Below are 14,835 nucleotides of genomic sequence, written 5' to 3' on the forward strand. Positions count from 1 at the left end.
GCCGGCACCAACGATCGCGATGCGGAGCGGGCGGGTCGCTGCACTCTGTTCGGTCATCTCTTACGCGCACCCTTACGAGTCGAAATACAATCTTGCGGTCAGTCTTAGCCGTCGTTCTTAGCTTAGGCTAAGTTGACGCCCGAGCTCGGGTCATCCCGAGGCCTCCGACGCTGCAGCGTTGCTGCGCCGTCCTGCTATTCCCCCGCGCGGGCGGAGAATTCAGACGATTCTATCGGTGGGGTAGACCACGGCCCGCCGGGGTGCGGTGAACTGGGCGGATGCCCACAGCATCGGGTACCCGGTGTCGGGCCGCGTACACCCCCGGCGACCAGGCATGATCTAGCTCATGAGTGAGCGAAGCGAGCGGCCGGAAAACTCGGCTGAGCGATCGGAACACACAGCCGGTGCGGATGAGCAGCCGATCCCGATCGACCAGACCGGGACCAGGTCGATGCTGCCGTTCCTGGCCGCCGCGGGCATCATCGCGCTGGTCGTACTGGGAATCGTGATCGCGGGGCTGGTATCCCCGGCTGAGAAGAATGTCACAGATTCCGATCGGCTGGCCGTGGCCGCCCGCAATCTCGTCGGCGCGCTGGCCGCGGACGACCCGCTGGGTGATCGCATCGTCTGCGCGGGCTTCGACGGCGACCGCTCCCCGGTGCGGATCGAATCCGACGACGCCGCACCGGCTCTGGAATTCGTGCGCCTCACCGACGCCCGGGTGGACGGCGACCACGCCACCGCCACCGTCACCGTGCGCGTCGACGGGACCGATAACACCTCGACCTGGAACTTCACCCGTGCCGACGACCGTTGGGTGGTCTGCGACCGCTGACCGTCCCACTACTCGGACACATGCGTTTGACAGTCGGGCGGTGGTCCGGGCAATCTCAGATCCAGGTCATGAGTACCAGCGCCAAGCCCCGGCTGGCTGGTCGGCAACCCTCCTCCGCGGTGGGGTGCTCCGGGTGACGACCTGGCCACGCACCTCGGTGCGGCAAGTGCGGATTCACAGGAGGTTCAAGCAGTGAGCTATGCGGGTGACATCACGCCACGGCAGGCGTGGGAGCTGTTGCGCGACAATCCGGACGCGGTGCTGGTGGATGTGCGCACCGAGGCCGAATGGCGATTCGTCGGCGTACCCGATACCGGCGGCATCGGCCGGCCCACCGTCCTCATCGAATGGGTGGACGCCACCGGCTCGCCCAATACCCGGTTCACCGACCAGCTCAAGCAGGCGCTGGCCGAGCGGGATCCCCAGGGCGACGCGCCGGTGATCTTCATCTGCCGGTCCGGGCAGCGCTCCATCGGCGCGGCCACCGCGGCCACCGCCGTCGGGTTCACGCCCGCGTTCAACGTGGTCGAGGGTTTCGAGGGCGCGTTGGACGCGCAGGGACACCGCGGCGGCTCCGGCTGGCGCGCCGAGGGACTTCCGTGGCGGCAATCATGACGCGACCGGTTCCCACCTCGGGCGCGCTGCGGGTTCCGTCGGTCGTGACCGCCACCGCCGTCGCGTCTGTGGCGCGTCGGTCGAACTCTGTCGATGGGAGGCAGCTGTGATCACCGGAGGCGCTTTCGACAAGCCCCTGCCCGAGGGCGTCGGCCCTGCGACCATCGGCGTCCGAGGCGGCTTGCGCCGCAGCGGTTTCGAGGAGACCTCCGAAGCGCTGTACCTCAGCTCCGGATTCGTCTACGAGAGCGCCGAGGCGGCCGAGGCGTCGTTCACCGGCGATATCGAGCACTACGTGTACTCGCGCTACGGCAATCCGACCGTCGCCATGTTCGAGGAGCGGCTGCGCCTGATCGACGGCGGCGAAGCGTGTTTCGCCACGGCGTCCGGGATGTCGGCGGTGTTCACGGCGCTGGGCGCGCTGCTCGGCGCGGGTGACCGGCTGGTGGCCGCGCGCAGCCTGTTCGGCTCCTGTTTCGTGGTGGCCAACGAGATTCTGCCGCGCTGGGGCGTGGAGACCGTCTTCGTCGACGGTGAGGACATCGACCAGTGGGAGCGGGCGCTGTCGGTGCCCACCCAGGCCGTGTTCTTCGAAACGCCGTCCAATCCCATGCAGTCGCTGGTGGATGTGCGTCGGGTGGTCGAGCTGTCGCACGCCGCGGGTGCGAAGGTGGTGCTGGACAACGTCTTCGCCACTCCGCTGCTGCAACGCGGATTCGAGCTCGGCGCTGATGTGCTGGTCTATTCCGGCACCAAGCACATCGACGGCCAGGGTCGTGTCCTGGGCGGGGCCATTCTCGGGTCCAAGGACTACATCGACGGCCCCGTGAAGAATCTGATGCGCCACACCGGTCCGGCACTGAGCCCGTTCAACGCTTGGACGCTGCTCAAAGGTCTGGAGACCATGCCGCTGCGGGTGCGCCAGGCCAATTCCTCGGCGCAGCGCATCGCGGAGTTCCTCGAGGGCAAGGATTCGGTGGCCTGGGTGAAGTATCCCTTCCTGGCCTCGCATCCGCAGTACGAGCTGGCCAAGAGTCAGATGTCAGGCGGCGGCACCGTGGTCACCTTCGAGCTGAAGGCGGGTGCCGACGAGGCCAAGAAGCGCGCGTTCGAAGTGCTCAACCGGCTGCGCATCATCGACATCTCGAACAACCTCGGCGATGCCAAGACTCTGATCACCCATCCGGCCACCACCACGCACCGGGCCATGGGGCCGGAAGGCCGTGCGGCCGTGGGCATCACCGACGGCGTGGTCCGCATCTCGGTGGGCCTCGAGGATGTGGAGGATCTGCTCGGCGATCTGGATCACGCGCTGAGCTGACCGCTCGGCACGCGCGACACCCCGGCTCTCGATGGGCCGGGGTTTTTCGTGTCCAACAGATTGACAGTATCCTGTCAATCATGACAGGATACTGTCATGATGAAAACAGTGCACATGGCCGTTTACGACACCTTCGCGGATTGGGAGGTCGGCCACGCCACCGCGCATATCAACCGCGCCATGTGGCACCGGGAGCCCGGCACCTGGCAGGTGCGCACGGTGGGGATCGGCCGCGACGCGGTCACCTCGGCGGGTGGTATGCGGGTGGTGCCGGATGTGACGCTGGCCGAGCTGTCCCCGGCCGACAGCGCCATGCTCATCCTGCCGGGCGCGGACACCTGGGAAACGGGTGCGCTGACACCCTTCGCGGACAAGGCCCGTGAGTTCGTGGCGGCGGGTGTGCCGGTGGCGGGAATCTGCGGGGCCACTTTCGGTTTGGCGGCGGCCGGGCTGCTCGACGAGCGGGCGCACACCAGCAATGCGGCGGAATACCTTGCCTACAGCGGCTATTCGGGTGCCGATCGCTTCGTGTACGAGCCCGCCGTCACCGACGGGGATCTGATCACGGCCACCGGCACCAGGCCGGTCGAGTTCGCGCGGGCGATCCTCGCCCGGCTCGACATCTACGAGCCGCACATCCTCGACGCGTGGTACCGGCTCTACGGCGACAACGATCCGGCCGGATTCTTCGCCCTCGCCGAGTACGAGCAGCGGCGGTCGGCCGAGGCGGCGGCGTCGTGACGCGGCGCCGCTCCACCGGGCGGGCGGACGGCGAGGCTCGGCGCGAACAGGAACTGTTCAGTACGGCGGCGATCACCTCGTTCCAGCTCAACGGCCAATTCCTCGCCATCGCCGAGGAATTGGCCCGCCCGGCGGGTCTCACCGCGGCCTGGTGGCAGGTGCTGGGCGCGGTGCTGCGGGAGCCGCTGCCCGTGGCCGGGATCGCACGCGCGATGGGCATCACCCGGCAGAGCGTGCAGCGGATCGCGGACCTGCTGGTCGACAAGGGCCTGGCCGAATACCGCCCGAACCCGGCCCACCGCCGCGCCAAACTCGTCGCCCCCACCGACGCGGGCTACGCGGCCGTCCAGCGCATCGACCCCCAGCACGCGGACATCTCCGCCCGCCTCACCGAACACCTCGGCATCGAGGAGTTCACCCGCGTGGTCGACGCGCTCACCACCCTCGCGACCGCACTCGACGCACTCGAGCGCGAGTGAATCGCACCCGAAGCGGCAGCGGCCGTCCCGCGGCGATGCGGTACGACGGTGGCGGCCACCCCCGCGACGGCGTGCCACCACCAGGCCCGGTGGATTCCTCCGGCACCGTGCACGCGGATGCGTGCGGGGTGCGCGCCGCCGGGGCCGCGCGTCAGGCCGCTGAGAACGGGTCGCGGGTGCGGCCCACCAGCTCCGCGACGGAGTCGAGGATCAGGGTCGGGCGGAAGGGGAAGTCCTCCGCGGTGGCCCGGCCGGAGATGCCGGTGGTCACCAGGATCGTGCGCAGCCCGGCCTCGAGTCCGGAGATCACGTCGGTGTCCATGCGGTCGCCGATCATGACCGTGGACTGCGAATGCGCGCCGATGCGCCGCAGCGCCGAGCGCATCATGAGCGGGTTGGGCTTGCCCACGTAGTAGGGCTCCTTGCCGGTGGCGCGGGTGATCAGGGCCGCGACCGAACCGGTGGCGGGCAGCACGCCCTCGCGCGAGGGGCCGGTGGCGTCCGGATTGGTGGCGATGAACCGCGCCCCCGCCAGGATCAGCCGGATGGCGGTGGTGATGGCCTCGAACGAATAGGTGCGGGTCTCACCGAGCACCACATAGTCCGGATCGCTGTCGGTGAGCACGTATCCGATCTCGTGCAGGGCCGTGGTGAGCCCGGATTCGCCCACCACATAGGCGGTGCCATTGGGCCGCTGCTCGTTGAGGAAGGTCGCGGTCGCCAGCGCCGAGGTCCAGATCGACTCCACCGGGATGTCGAGCCCGGAGTGCCGCAGCCGCGCCTGCAGATCGCGCGCGGTGTAGATGGAATTATTGGTGAGCACCAGGTAGGGGATGTCATTGGTGCTCAGTTCCGCCAGGAATTTATCGGCCCCCGGCACGAGATGGTTCTCGTGCACGAGCACACCGTCCATATCGGTGAGGTAGGACAGGATCGGCTCAGCATTGGTGGTCACGAGCCAATTGTCCGCTATCGAGAGCGAATCGGCGATCAGCGCGGCGGTTACCGGGCGGTCGGGGCCGCCGTAAGCTGGAGGTATGGGTCGGTTGCTGTTCCTGGTTCTGGTGTTGGCCATCGTGGGCCTCGCCATCTGGTGGATCTCGCGGGAGTGGTCCGGGAACGTGGAGCGGGTGGCCGATGCGAAAGCGGAGGTGAACCGGCACCTGGACCGCATGTCCGGAGAACTGGCCCGCCTCGATCCCGACAACGACGAGGCCCTGCGCGCCATGTCCGAGGCCGTGGACCGGCTGAATATCGCCAGAGCGCAGGTGGTGAAGGCCACCACGCTGGGGCAGGTGCGCATCGCCAAGGAGACCGTGCGCGGCGGGCTGTACTTCATCCGCAAGGCCCGCGAGGCCATGGGCCTGGACCCGGGGCCACCGCTGCCGCGGTAGCCGGAGTTCCGTGTCGGGAGCCCGCGATGGACAGTCGCCGGGGAGCGGCTCGGAATACCCGTTCGGGCGCGACGGTTCGTCTCGACGGATGCGACCCCACCACCTTGCCGCCCGTTTCTGACCTAGGGTGCGAAGTAAGCCGTTCGCGCGCCGCCACATCCAGCGCGCCCGAGCGGCCTGCGGGCTGAGGGGACCCGCACACACAGCGCAATACAGGCGACAGGAGTGGCGCAGGTGAAGAACCTAAAGCTCGGATACAAGGCGTCGGCGGAGCAGTTCGGCCCGCGGGAACTGGTGGAGATCGCGGTGCTGGCCGAGGAACACGGCATGGACAGCGCCACGGTGAGTGACCACTTCCAGCCGTGGCGGCACAACGGCGGCCACGCGCCGTTCTCACTGGCGTGGATGGCCGCGGTCGGCGAGCGCACCCGGCGCATCCAGCTCGGTACCTCGGTGCTGACCCCGACCTTCCGCTACAACCCGGCGGTCATCGCGCAGGCGTTCGCGACCATGGGCTGTCTGTACCCGGAGCGCGTCATGCTGGGTGTGGGCACCGGTGAGGCGCTCAATGAGATCGCCACCGGCTACTCCGGCGAATGGCCGGAGTTCAAGGAGCGTTTCGCGCGGCTGCGGGAGGCCGTCGATCTCATGCGCGCGCTGTGGACCGGCGACCGCGTGGACTTCGAGGGCCAGTACTACACCACCGTCGGCGCGTCCATCTACGACGTGCCCAAGGGCGGCATCCCGATCTACATCGCCGCGGGCGGCCCCCTCGTCGCCCGGTACGCGGGCCGCGCGGGTGACGGTTTCATCTGCACCTCCGGCAAGGGCATGGAGCTCTACACCGAGAAGCTCATGCCCGCGGTGTCCGAGGGCGCGGCCAAGGTGGGCCGCACCGCCGAAGACCTCGACCGCATGATCGAGATCAAGATCTCCTACGACACCGATCCCGAACTGGCGCTGGAGAATACGCGCTTCTGGGCCCCGCTCTCGCTGACCCCCGAACAGAAGCACTCCATCACCGATCCGATCGAGATGGAGGCCGCCGCCGACGCGCTGCCCATCGAGCAGATCGCCAAGCGCTGGATCGTGGCCAGCGATCCGGACCAGGCGGTCGAGCAGATCCAGCAGTACACCGACGCGGGCCTGAACCACCTGGTCTTCCACGCTCCCGGCCACGACCAGAAGCGCTTCTTGGAGCTGTTCGAACGCGACCTGGCCCCGCGCCTGCGTGCCCTGAGCTGAGCGGGCTCTCCCGCGCGAGCGACCCCGGTTCCCGCCGATCGTCGACCAGGGCTCGCCGCTGTGTGCGCGCCCGCGGGCGATGGCATCGGCCGTCGCGCCGAACCACGCCAGCGTGGCCCACACGTCGCCTTCACACCCGCACGGCCCCGATCGGCGACAGCTTCCACGCCCCGCCACCGGCCAACTCCAGCCGGTGGGTGTGGTGCCGGTCCACCGTGCTGCGATGCGCCACGCTGACCAGCACGGTGTCCGGCGTCTCGGTGCGCACCAGGTGGTAGAGCGTGTACTCCAGCCCCTCGTCCACCGCCGAGGTGGCCTCGTCCAGGAACACCACCTCGGGCCGCAGCAACAGGATGCGCGCGAACGCCACCCGCTGCTGTTCACCGGGCGAGAGGGTGGACGCCCAATCGGTCTCCTCGTCCAGGCGGTCGGTGAGGTGCCCGAGATTCACGGTGATCAGCGTCGCCCGCAGCGTCTCGTCGTCCACGATCCCGGGTGCCGCCGGATAGGTGATGGCGGTGCGCAGATCGCCCAGCGGCAGATAGGGCCGCTGCGACAGGAACAGCGCGGCATCGCCCAGCGGACGGCTCACCCGCCCTTCGGTGTATGGCCAGAGTTGGCCGATGCTGCGCAGCAGCGTCGTCTTGCCCACCCCGGAGCCGCCTTTCACCACAAGCGCGTCACCGGGCTCGAGCCGCAGGTTCAGATCGGTGATCAGCGGCGTCCCATCGGGTGTGCGCACCTGCACGTCGGTGAGCTCCAGCCCCGCCGTCGCCTCCCGGGTGGCGATCACCGGCAGCCCCCGCGCCTTCCGGTCCGCCTCGCGCAGCCCGTCCAGCCGGATCAGCGTGGCCCGGTAGTAGGTGAACGCGGCATACGAGGACTGCGGCATCGACAGCGCGTCCTGCACCTGACCGAAGGCGCTGGTGGCCTGTTGCAGATCGCCCAGGGTGGCGGTGCCGGCCAATACCCGCGGCCCCACCAGCAGCACCGTGAACACCCCGCCGACCTGCTTGGTGGTGAGATTCCAGCCGAAGAAGCGCAGCAGCCGGTACACCCGCGCCCACATATTGGCGATCACCGCCGCGAACCGGCGGTCCAGACCGCCCCGCTCCTCGCGTTCGCCGTGGTAGAAGGCGACGTTCTCGGCGTTCTCCCGCAGCCGCACCAGCGCGAAACGGTAGTCGGCCGTGCGGCGTTGGAACCAGAAGTTCAGTGTGATCAGCGGATGGGCGATCCAGAACGCCACCGCCGTGGCGAAGGCCACCCACGCGAACGCCGCGAAGACCAGCGCCCTGGGCACGGTGACGCCGAAGACGTCCAGCGGGCCCGAGATGCGCCACAGGATGGGCGTGAACGACACCAGCGACAGCCCGGCCCCGATCACACCGTTGCCGCTGATGCTGTACGGCCCGACATTGCCGCCGAAGCACAGCGCGTACGACCCCTCCACGAAGTCGTACACATCCTGCTGGATGCGCTGATCGGCATTGTCGACGGTCTTGTCGATGAACCGGCCGCGGTAGTACGCCTTGCCATCCAGCCAGTCGTCCAGAAAGCGGGTGTTCAGCCAGGTCCACCAGTGGATGTGGAAGGCCTGCTGCAACCAGTACGACACCACGCCCATCACGACGAGGATCAGCGACAGCACCCCGAATACGCCCAGGCTCTGCCAGAACAGCGCCGCCGCCCGCTCGCTCTCCGGGCTGCCCGCGCCGTCCACCAGGGCCTGCACGCCGAGCTGCAACGCGGTGAACGAGTCGTTGTAGAAGTAGGTGAACAGCACCGTCATGCGCACGCTGTACACGGCGAGCAGCAGGACCACGGCGAACAGCGCCCAGGCGGGCCAGCTCTCCCGTCCGGTGAAGTAGCCGCCGGTGATGCGCCAGAACATGCGCCCCCAGTCGGTGCATCGCACGATGACGGCCGCGCCGATCAGGAATACGAGTGCGGTGATGGCGAATGCCTTGGCGATCCAGAAGAGGCTGTGGAAAGTCTCGTGTCCCCAATCGAGACCGGATGCGCCGATCATGTCCGCGAGCCTAAGGCTATGGTCCGGCAAACGGCGGCGTGAAACGCTGGCCGCTAAGCTCGTGATCATGGCCGCTTCCGCCCCGTCCACCGTGTACATCGCAGCCCCCGAGGGCGATACCGGAAAGTCGACCATCGCGCTCGGCGTACTGCAGATGCTGGCCGCCACCACCCCGCGGGTCGGCGTGTTCCGGCCCATCACCCGGTCGGCCACCGAGCGCGACTACATCCTCGAACTGCTGCTCGAGCACTCCACCGCCGATGACGACTACGAGTCCTCCATCGGCGTCACCTACGAGCAGGTGCACGCCGACCCGGACGCCGCCATCAGCGAGATCGTCATGCGTTTCCACGAGATGGCCAGGCACTGCGATGCCGTGCTCATTCTGGGCAGCGATTACACCGACGTGGCCAGCCCCAGTGAGCTGCGCTTCAATGCCCGCATCGCGGTGAACCTCGGCGCTCCGGTGCTGCTGGTGGTGCGCGGCGCGGGCCGCACCTCCGCCGAACTCGGCCAGGTGGTGGAACTGTGCGACGGGGAGTTGAAGGCCGAGCACGCGCGGCTGGTGGCGGTCATCGCCAACCGCTGCGACCCCGAGCAGCTCGAAGCCGACGCCGCCGCGCTGAAGGTGTGCGATGTGCCGTCCTGGGCGCTGCCGGAGGTGCCGCTGCTCACCGCGCCGACCGTGGAGGAGCTGTGCGCCGCCATCGACGGTGAGATCTACAGCGGCGACCCGGAACTCATGCAGCGTGAGGCGCTGCGCGTGATCGTCGGCTCCATGACCACCGAGCACATTCTGGAACGGCTCGAGGACGGCATCGCCGTCATCACGCCCGGCGACCGCGCCGACGTGCTGCTGGCCTTGGTGAACGCCCATGAGGCGGCGGGCTTTCCGTCGCTGGCGGGCATCATCATGAACGGCGGCATGCTGCCCGATCCCACCATCGCGCGCCTGATCGCCGGTATGAAACCGAAGCTGCCCATCATCAGCACGCAGCTGGGCACCTTCGAGACGGCCAAGGCGGTGTCGCTGACCCGCGGCCGGGTGTCGCTGTCGAGCATCCGCAAGGTGGATACCGCGCTGGCGCTCATGGAGGAGCGGGTCGACGCGGCGGAACTGTTGCGGCAGATCGAGGTTCGCACGCCGGGCGTGATCACGCCGCAGATGTTCGAGTACCAGCTCATCGAGCGGGCGCGCGCCGACCGCAAGCGCATCGTGCTGCCCGAGGGCGACGACGACCGCATCCTGCGCGCCGCCGGTCGCGTACTCCAGCGCAAGATCGCCGATCTCACCATTCTGGGCGACGAGACCGCCGTGCGCGGGCGCGCCGCCGAACTAGGCGTGGATATCGACGCCGCCGAGGTGCTCGATCCGCGCACCTGCCCGCTGCGTGAGGAATTCGCCGAGGAGTACGCGCGGCTGCGCGCCCACAAGGGCATGACGGTGGAGCGGGCGCGCGAATTCATGACCGACATCTCGTATTTCGGCACCATGATGGTGCAGATGGGGGTGGCCGACGGCATGGTGTCGGGTGCGGCGCACACCACCGCGCACACCATCCGCCCGTCCTTCGAGATCATCAAGACCGAGCCGGGCGTCTCCACCGTGTCGAGCGTATTCCTCATGTGCCTGGCGGATCGGGTACTGGTGTACGGCGACTGCGCCGTGGTACCGGATCCGACCTCCGAACAGCTGGCCGATATCGCCGTCTCCTCGGCCCGCACCGCCACCCAGTTCGGCATCGACCCGCGGATCGCCATGCTGTCGTATTCGACCGGCGAATCGGGGTCGGGCGCGGATGTGGACAAGGTCCGTGCCGCCACCAAACTGGTGCAGGAGCGTGCACCGAAACTGTTGGTGGAGGGGCCGATCCAATACGACGCCGCCATCGAACCGACGGTGGCCAGCACCAAACTGCCGAACTCCGTCGTGGCCGGGCGGGCCACGGTCTTCATCTTCCCGGACCTCAATACGGGCAACAACACCTACAAGGCGGTGCAGCGCAGCGCGGGCGCGGTAGCCATCGGTCCGGTGCTGCAGGGGTTGCGCAAGCCGGTCAACGACCTGTCGCGCGGTGCGCTGGTCGCCGACATCGTGAATACGGTGGCCATCACCGCCATCCAGGCCCAGCGGGAGGCGTAGTCGTGAAGGTGCTGGTGATCAACTCCGGGTCCTCCTCGATCAAATACCAGCTGCTGGAACCGGATACGGCCACCGTGGTGGCCTCCGGCGTGGTGCAGCGCATCGGGGAGCCGGTGGGCGATGGCGCACCCACCATCGAACACAGCTGCGACGGACGGACATTCGAGCACGACGGTCCCATCGCCGATCACGCGGCGGGGCTGCGGCTGGTGTTCGAGCTGTTCACCGAGAGCGGCCACGACCTCGCCGCCGAGGACCTGGGCGCGGTCGGGCACCGGGTGGTGCACGGCGGCGAGGTGTTCTACGAACCCACCCTCGTCACCGACGAGGTGGTGCGGGCCATCGCCGACCTGTCCACCCTGGCGCCGCTGCACAATCCGGCCAATGTCACCGGCATCGAGAGCGCGCGGGCGCTGCTGCCGGACGTGCCGCAGGTGGCGGTTTTCGACACCGCCTTCTTCCACCAGCTGCCCGCCGCCGCCAAGACCTACGCCATCGACGCCAAGACCGCTGCCGCGCACGGTATCCGCAAGTACGGCTTCCACGGCACCTCGCACGACTACGTCTCGCACCGAGTGGCGGAGTTCCTCGGGCGCGACTACGCCGACGTCAACCAGATCGTGCTGCACCTGGGCAACGGCGCGTCGGCGTCGGCGGTGCGCGGCGGGCGCGCGGTGGACACCACCATGGGGCTGACGCCGCTGGAGGGCCTGGTCATGGGCACCCGCTCCGGGGACCTGGATCCGGGCATCATCTTCCATCTGATCAGGGCCGCCGGTATGGATGTGGGGCAGGTCGACGACCTGCTCAATCGCGATTCGGGACTCAAGGGCCTGTCCGGGGTGAACGACTTCCGTGAACTCGGCCGCCTCATCGACGCGGGCGATGCGGCCGCGACACTGGCCTACGACGTGTACATCCACCGGCTGCGCCGCTACATCGGCGCGTACCTGGTGGCACTGGGCCGGGTGGACGCCATCACCTTCACCGCCGGGGTGGGCGAGAACGACGCCCGGGTGCGGGCCGACGCGCTCGCGGGGCTGGCCGGTTTCGGCATCGAGGTCGACCCGGAGCGCAATGCGGTGCGCGACCGCTCCGCCCGCCGCATCTCTCCCGACGGCGCACCCGTGGCGGTGTTGGTGGTGCCGACCAATGAGGAATTGGCCATTGCCCGCGCCAGCGCCGCACTCGTCGGCTGAATCCGCTGTGCCTGTTCTGAACCGCTTCTTAACGAAACCCTCATAATTCGACCGGCATAGTGGTTACCGAGCCCGGAACCTCCGGTCCCGGGCTCACCAGAGCCCGTGTCGCGTCACGCACAACGGTCGGGTCGGAACCATCCCTCGTCGGTTCCGCTCCACATTCGATCGGCTGCCCCCGATCGGAGCCGCCGCGACACGGGCTCTGTTGACTTCCGCCGCCGCTGTGCTCGGACCGTGCTCGGGTAGCGCGCTGGGTCGATCGCCCGCCGTGGTTCAGATCCAGGACTTCGCGCGGATCGCGTTCGCCAGGTCCACCAGCGCGTAACGGTGGTTGCGTCCGGGCGCGGTGCGGGCCAGGGCGCGCAGATCCGCTTCGATGCCGCGGCGCAGCTCGCGTTCGGTGAAGGGGGCGCGGAAGATCTCGGCGTCCGGCGACTTCGGCGTGCGGCCCGCCTGCAGCCAGCCCAGGGCGGTGCCGAGCACCAGCACCCGCAGTTGGCCGGTGCGGCTCTCGCCCGGTGGCAGCGCCTGGACGCGGGCGGCCGCGAGGTGCAGCGTGGCCTCGTCCAACTCGTCGACGGGGGCGGAGGTGAGCAGCATCAGGATGGCGGTCATGCGGGCGTCGGCGTAGTAGCGGGAGGCCGGGGGCACCTGGTCCAGGGCGCGGACGGCGGCGGCGATGGCGTCGGCGGCGGCGAGCTGGCGGGCCAGGCCGAAGGCGGCGGCCACCACGCCCCGGTCGGTGCGCCAGACGGTGGCGTAGTACTTCTCCGCGTACGCGCGCCACTGTTCGGGATCGTCGGAATCCCAGTGCTGCAGAATCAGTTCCGCGGTGGCGGCCAGGGCCAGCTTGGGCGCGATCTCACCGGGCAGCGCCTGGAGCACCGCGTCGAAGCGCCCGAAGGCGCGCTCGTAGTCGCGGTCCAGTAGTTCGGCGACCCCGAGATACCAGTCGATGCGCCAGTCCGAGGCTGGCGGCGCGGTGGTGTCGCCGAGCCGGTCCAGCAGCAGGCGGGCGGCGGCCGGTTCGCCGAGATCCAGATGCGCCCGCGCCTCGGCCAAGGTCACCTCCAGTTCGAAACTGGCCGGGGCCCCGCCGGGTTCGGCTCCGGCGCGCTGGCGGGCGTGGCGCAGTTCGTCGAGGGCGTGTCGGGGCTCCGGATGCGCCGCACCGGCCAGCAGCGGTGCGGAGGGGTCGGCCGGATCGATCAGCGGCACCTGCAGTGCCGCCGCCACGTCTCGGGCGCGCAGCAGGGTGTCCCGTTCCAGGCCGTCCACCAGGCCATCGGTCTGCGCCACGTATTCCGCCGTGCCGAAACAGGTTCGGGGCGGGCTGAAGAGGGTGGACAGCTGCGGATGCTCGGTGCCGGTCTCGACGGCCAGGATCTCGCGCAGCACACCGGTGAGCTGATTGGCGAAGACGCGCGCGGTGGGAAAGCGGCGTGCGGGATCGGGATCGGTGGCGCGCAGCAGCAGTCGATGGAAGAACTCGTGGCGCGCCAGCACCGGCTGCTCGTCCGGGTCCGGGATGCCGTCGCAGTACGCGCCCTGCTGCATGGGCATGTTCAGGGTGAGCACCGCGAGCGTGCGGCCCACCGTATAGATGTCCGAGGCCACCGTGGGACCGGTGCGGGGGATCTCAGGAGCCTGGAAACCCCTGGTGCCGTACAGGTTTCCATACGACTCGAAGGCGGCGACCGCACCCAGGTCGATGAGCTCCACCCGGTCCTCGGTGACCATGATGTTGTCGGGCTTGAGGTCGTTGTACGCCAATCCGAGCGAATGCAGGTAGTCCAGCGCCGGAAGCACCTCCAGCACATAGGCGATGGCCTCGGTGACCGGCATGCGCTCCGGGGTGGGATGCGCGTCGAGCAGATTGCGCAGCGAGCGCCCGCCGACGTACTCCATGACGATGTAGCCGACCGGATTGCCGTCCGGCCCAGGGTGTTCGACGAAATTGTGGATCTTGACGATGCTCGGGTGCACCACCTCCGCCAGGAACTGCCGCTCCGCCATCGCCACCGCCTGCGCCTCGGTGTCCCCGGCGTGCAGCAGGCCCTTGAGCACCACCCAGCGGTCGCTGACATTGCGGTCGATGGCGAGGTAGATCCAGCCCAGCCCGCCGTGGGCCAGGCAGCCCTGGATCTCGTACTGGCCCGCCACCCGGTCGCCGGGATGCAGGCTGGGCCGGAAATCGTAGGGCGCACCGCAGGTCTCGCAGGTGCCCGCGGTGGTGGACGGCCGGGTCGGGGTCGCTCGCCCCACGGGTTTGCCGCAGCGCCAGCAGAAGCGGCGGCCCTCGGCGACCACCGGATCCTGCATGACCACCTCGGCCGGGTCCACCGGTTCCACGGTCGGAATGGTCACCAGCCCGGCCCCGAGCCGCCGCACCGTGGGCCGCGGCCGGGTCATCCGGCCGCTGCGCTGTGAGGGCCGCGTCGGCACCCGCGGCTCGGTGTGGCCGCGCCCGTCGGTGGCGTCGGCGGTCTCGGCCCCGGCCCAGCCGTCCGGTGTCCGGCCGACCGCCACGGTCCCCGGCGACCCCGAGGGCTCGCCGGTGGTCGGCCGGGGCGTGAGTTCGGTGCCGCCACCGCCCGCGTCCGCCCGTTTCCCACGCCGCGCGTATGCGGTGTCGCCGCCGGATTCGCCGGATGATGTTCGGCGGGTTGCGAATTCGGTATTGCCGCCGGGTTCGTCGGAGGGTGCCGCACGGAAGGTGAGTTCCGTCCGCGCCGGGCGGGCGGTGGCCTCCGTCGCACCCTCCTCGGCGTCGCCGGGTGTCGGTGCGTCGTCGCTGCCTCGCTGATGTTCGGACGGTTCGCTCATGG

General features: G+C 69.2%; 12 protein-coding genes and 1 riboswitch. Of the genes, 9 read left to right on the forward strand and 3 right to left on the reverse strand.

Annotation, left to right across the window (positions count from 1 at the left end; translation table 11 throughout):
• Positions 1-346 precede the first annotated feature (346 nt).
• The 5 genes from QJS31_RS33420 to QJS31_RS33440 all read left to right on the forward strand — a co-directional run bounded on the left by QJS31_RS33420 (position 347) and on the right by QJS31_RS33440 (position 3,991).
• Entirely contained in the window at positions 347-835 is a 489-nt protein-coding gene (locus tag QJS31_RS33420; protein WP_306358614.1) for a hypothetical protein, read from the forward strand.
• 64 nt (positions 836-899) lie between these two features.
• A riboswitch (SAM riboswitch) is annotated at positions 900-1,010 on the forward strand.
• Positions 1,011-1,027: 17 nt separating this feature from the next.
• Positions 1,028-1,450 carry a rhodanese-like domain-containing protein gene (locus QJS31_RS33425; protein WP_306358615.1) on the forward strand — a complete coding sequence of 141 codons (423 nt, stop codon included), beginning with the start codon at positions 1,028-1,030 and terminating at the stop codon, positions 1,448-1,450.
• 106 nt (positions 1,451-1,556) lie between these two features.
• Positions 1,557-2,771 (forward strand): O-succinylhomoserine sulfhydrylase, encoded by a 1,215-nt coding sequence (locus QJS31_RS33430; RefSeq protein ID WP_029933013.1) that lies wholly within the window; start codon positions 1,557-1,559, stop codon positions 2,769-2,771.
• A 96-nt stretch (positions 2,772-2,867) separates the two neighbouring features.
• The gene (locus QJS31_RS33435; RefSeq protein WP_282779694.1) at positions 2,868-3,512 is read left to right on the forward strand and encodes a type 1 glutamine amidotransferase family protein; all 645 of its coding nucleotides are present in this window, start codon (positions 2,868-2,870) and stop codon (positions 3,510-3,512) included.
• Positions 3,509-3,991, forward strand: coding sequence for a MarR family winged helix-turn-helix transcriptional regulator (locus QJS31_RS33440; protein ID WP_282779696.1), 483 nt, complete (start codon positions 3,509-3,511; stop codon positions 3,989-3,991). The genes QJS31_RS33435 and QJS31_RS33440 overlap by 4 nt, the downstream gene beginning before the upstream one ends.
• Before the next feature lie 151 nt (positions 3,992-4,142).
• On the opposite strand, the gene QJS31_RS33445 is transcribed toward QJS31_RS33440, so the two are convergent.
• On the reverse strand, positions 4,143-4,904 hold the full coding sequence (locus tag QJS31_RS33445) for an HAD-IIA family hydrolase (protein ID WP_051037835.1): 762 nt from the start codon (positions 4,902-4,904) through the stop codon (positions 4,143-4,145).
• Between the two features lie 124 nt (positions 4,905-5,028).
• Here QJS31_RS33445 and QJS31_RS33450 point away from each other — a divergent pair, with 124 nt between their 5' ends.
• Both QJS31_RS33450 and fgd read left to right on the forward strand, forming a co-directional pair.
• On the forward strand, positions 5,029-5,385 hold the full coding sequence (locus tag QJS31_RS33450; RefSeq protein ID WP_052373856.1) for a hypothetical protein: 357 nt from the start codon (positions 5,029-5,031) through the stop codon (positions 5,383-5,385).
• A gap of 234 nt (positions 5,386-5,619) precedes the next feature.
• The gene (gene fgd / locus QJS31_RS33455) at positions 5,620-6,630 is read left to right on the forward strand and encodes a glucose-6-phosphate dehydrogenase (coenzyme-F420) (RefSeq protein ID WP_282779698.1); all 1,011 of its coding nucleotides are present in this window, start codon (positions 5,620-5,622) and stop codon (positions 6,628-6,630) included.
• A 130-nt stretch (positions 6,631-6,760) separates the two neighbouring features.
• Here fgd and QJS31_RS33460 read toward each other — a convergent pair whose 3' ends face one another.
• On the reverse strand, positions 6,761-8,662 hold the full coding sequence (locus tag QJS31_RS33460; protein ID WP_282779700.1) for an ABC transporter ATP-binding protein/permease: 1,902 nt from the start codon (positions 8,660-8,662) through the stop codon (positions 6,761-6,763).
• 67 nt (positions 8,663-8,729) lie between these two features.
• Here QJS31_RS33460 and pta point away from each other — a divergent pair, with 67 nt between their 5' ends.
• Positions 8,730-10,805 carry a phosphate acetyltransferase gene (gene pta / locus QJS31_RS33465; RefSeq protein ID WP_282779702.1) on the forward strand — a complete coding sequence of 692 codons (2,076 nt, stop codon included), beginning with the start codon at positions 8,730-8,732 and terminating at the stop codon, positions 10,803-10,805.
• 2 nt (positions 10,806-10,807) lie between these two features.
• Complete coding sequence (locus QJS31_RS33470; protein ID WP_282779704.1) at positions 10,808-12,004, forward strand: acetate kinase; 1,197 nt, start codon at positions 10,808-10,810, stop codon at positions 12,002-12,004.
• Positions 12,005-12,280: 276 nt separating this feature from the next.
• Here QJS31_RS33470 and QJS31_RS33475 read toward each other — a convergent pair whose 3' ends face one another.
• Positions 12,281-14,833 (reverse strand): tetratricopeptide repeat protein, encoded by a 2,553-nt coding sequence (locus QJS31_RS33475; RefSeq protein WP_306358616.1) that lies wholly within the window; start codon positions 14,831-14,833, stop codon positions 12,281-12,283.
• Positions 14,834-14,835: the final 2 nt, after the last annotated feature.

It is taken from the genome of Nocardia sp. CC213A (assembly GCF_030766805.1).
Taxonomy (GTDB): Bacteria; Actinomycetota; Actinomycetes; order Mycobacteriales; family Mycobacteriaceae; genus Nocardia; species Nocardia otitidiscaviarum.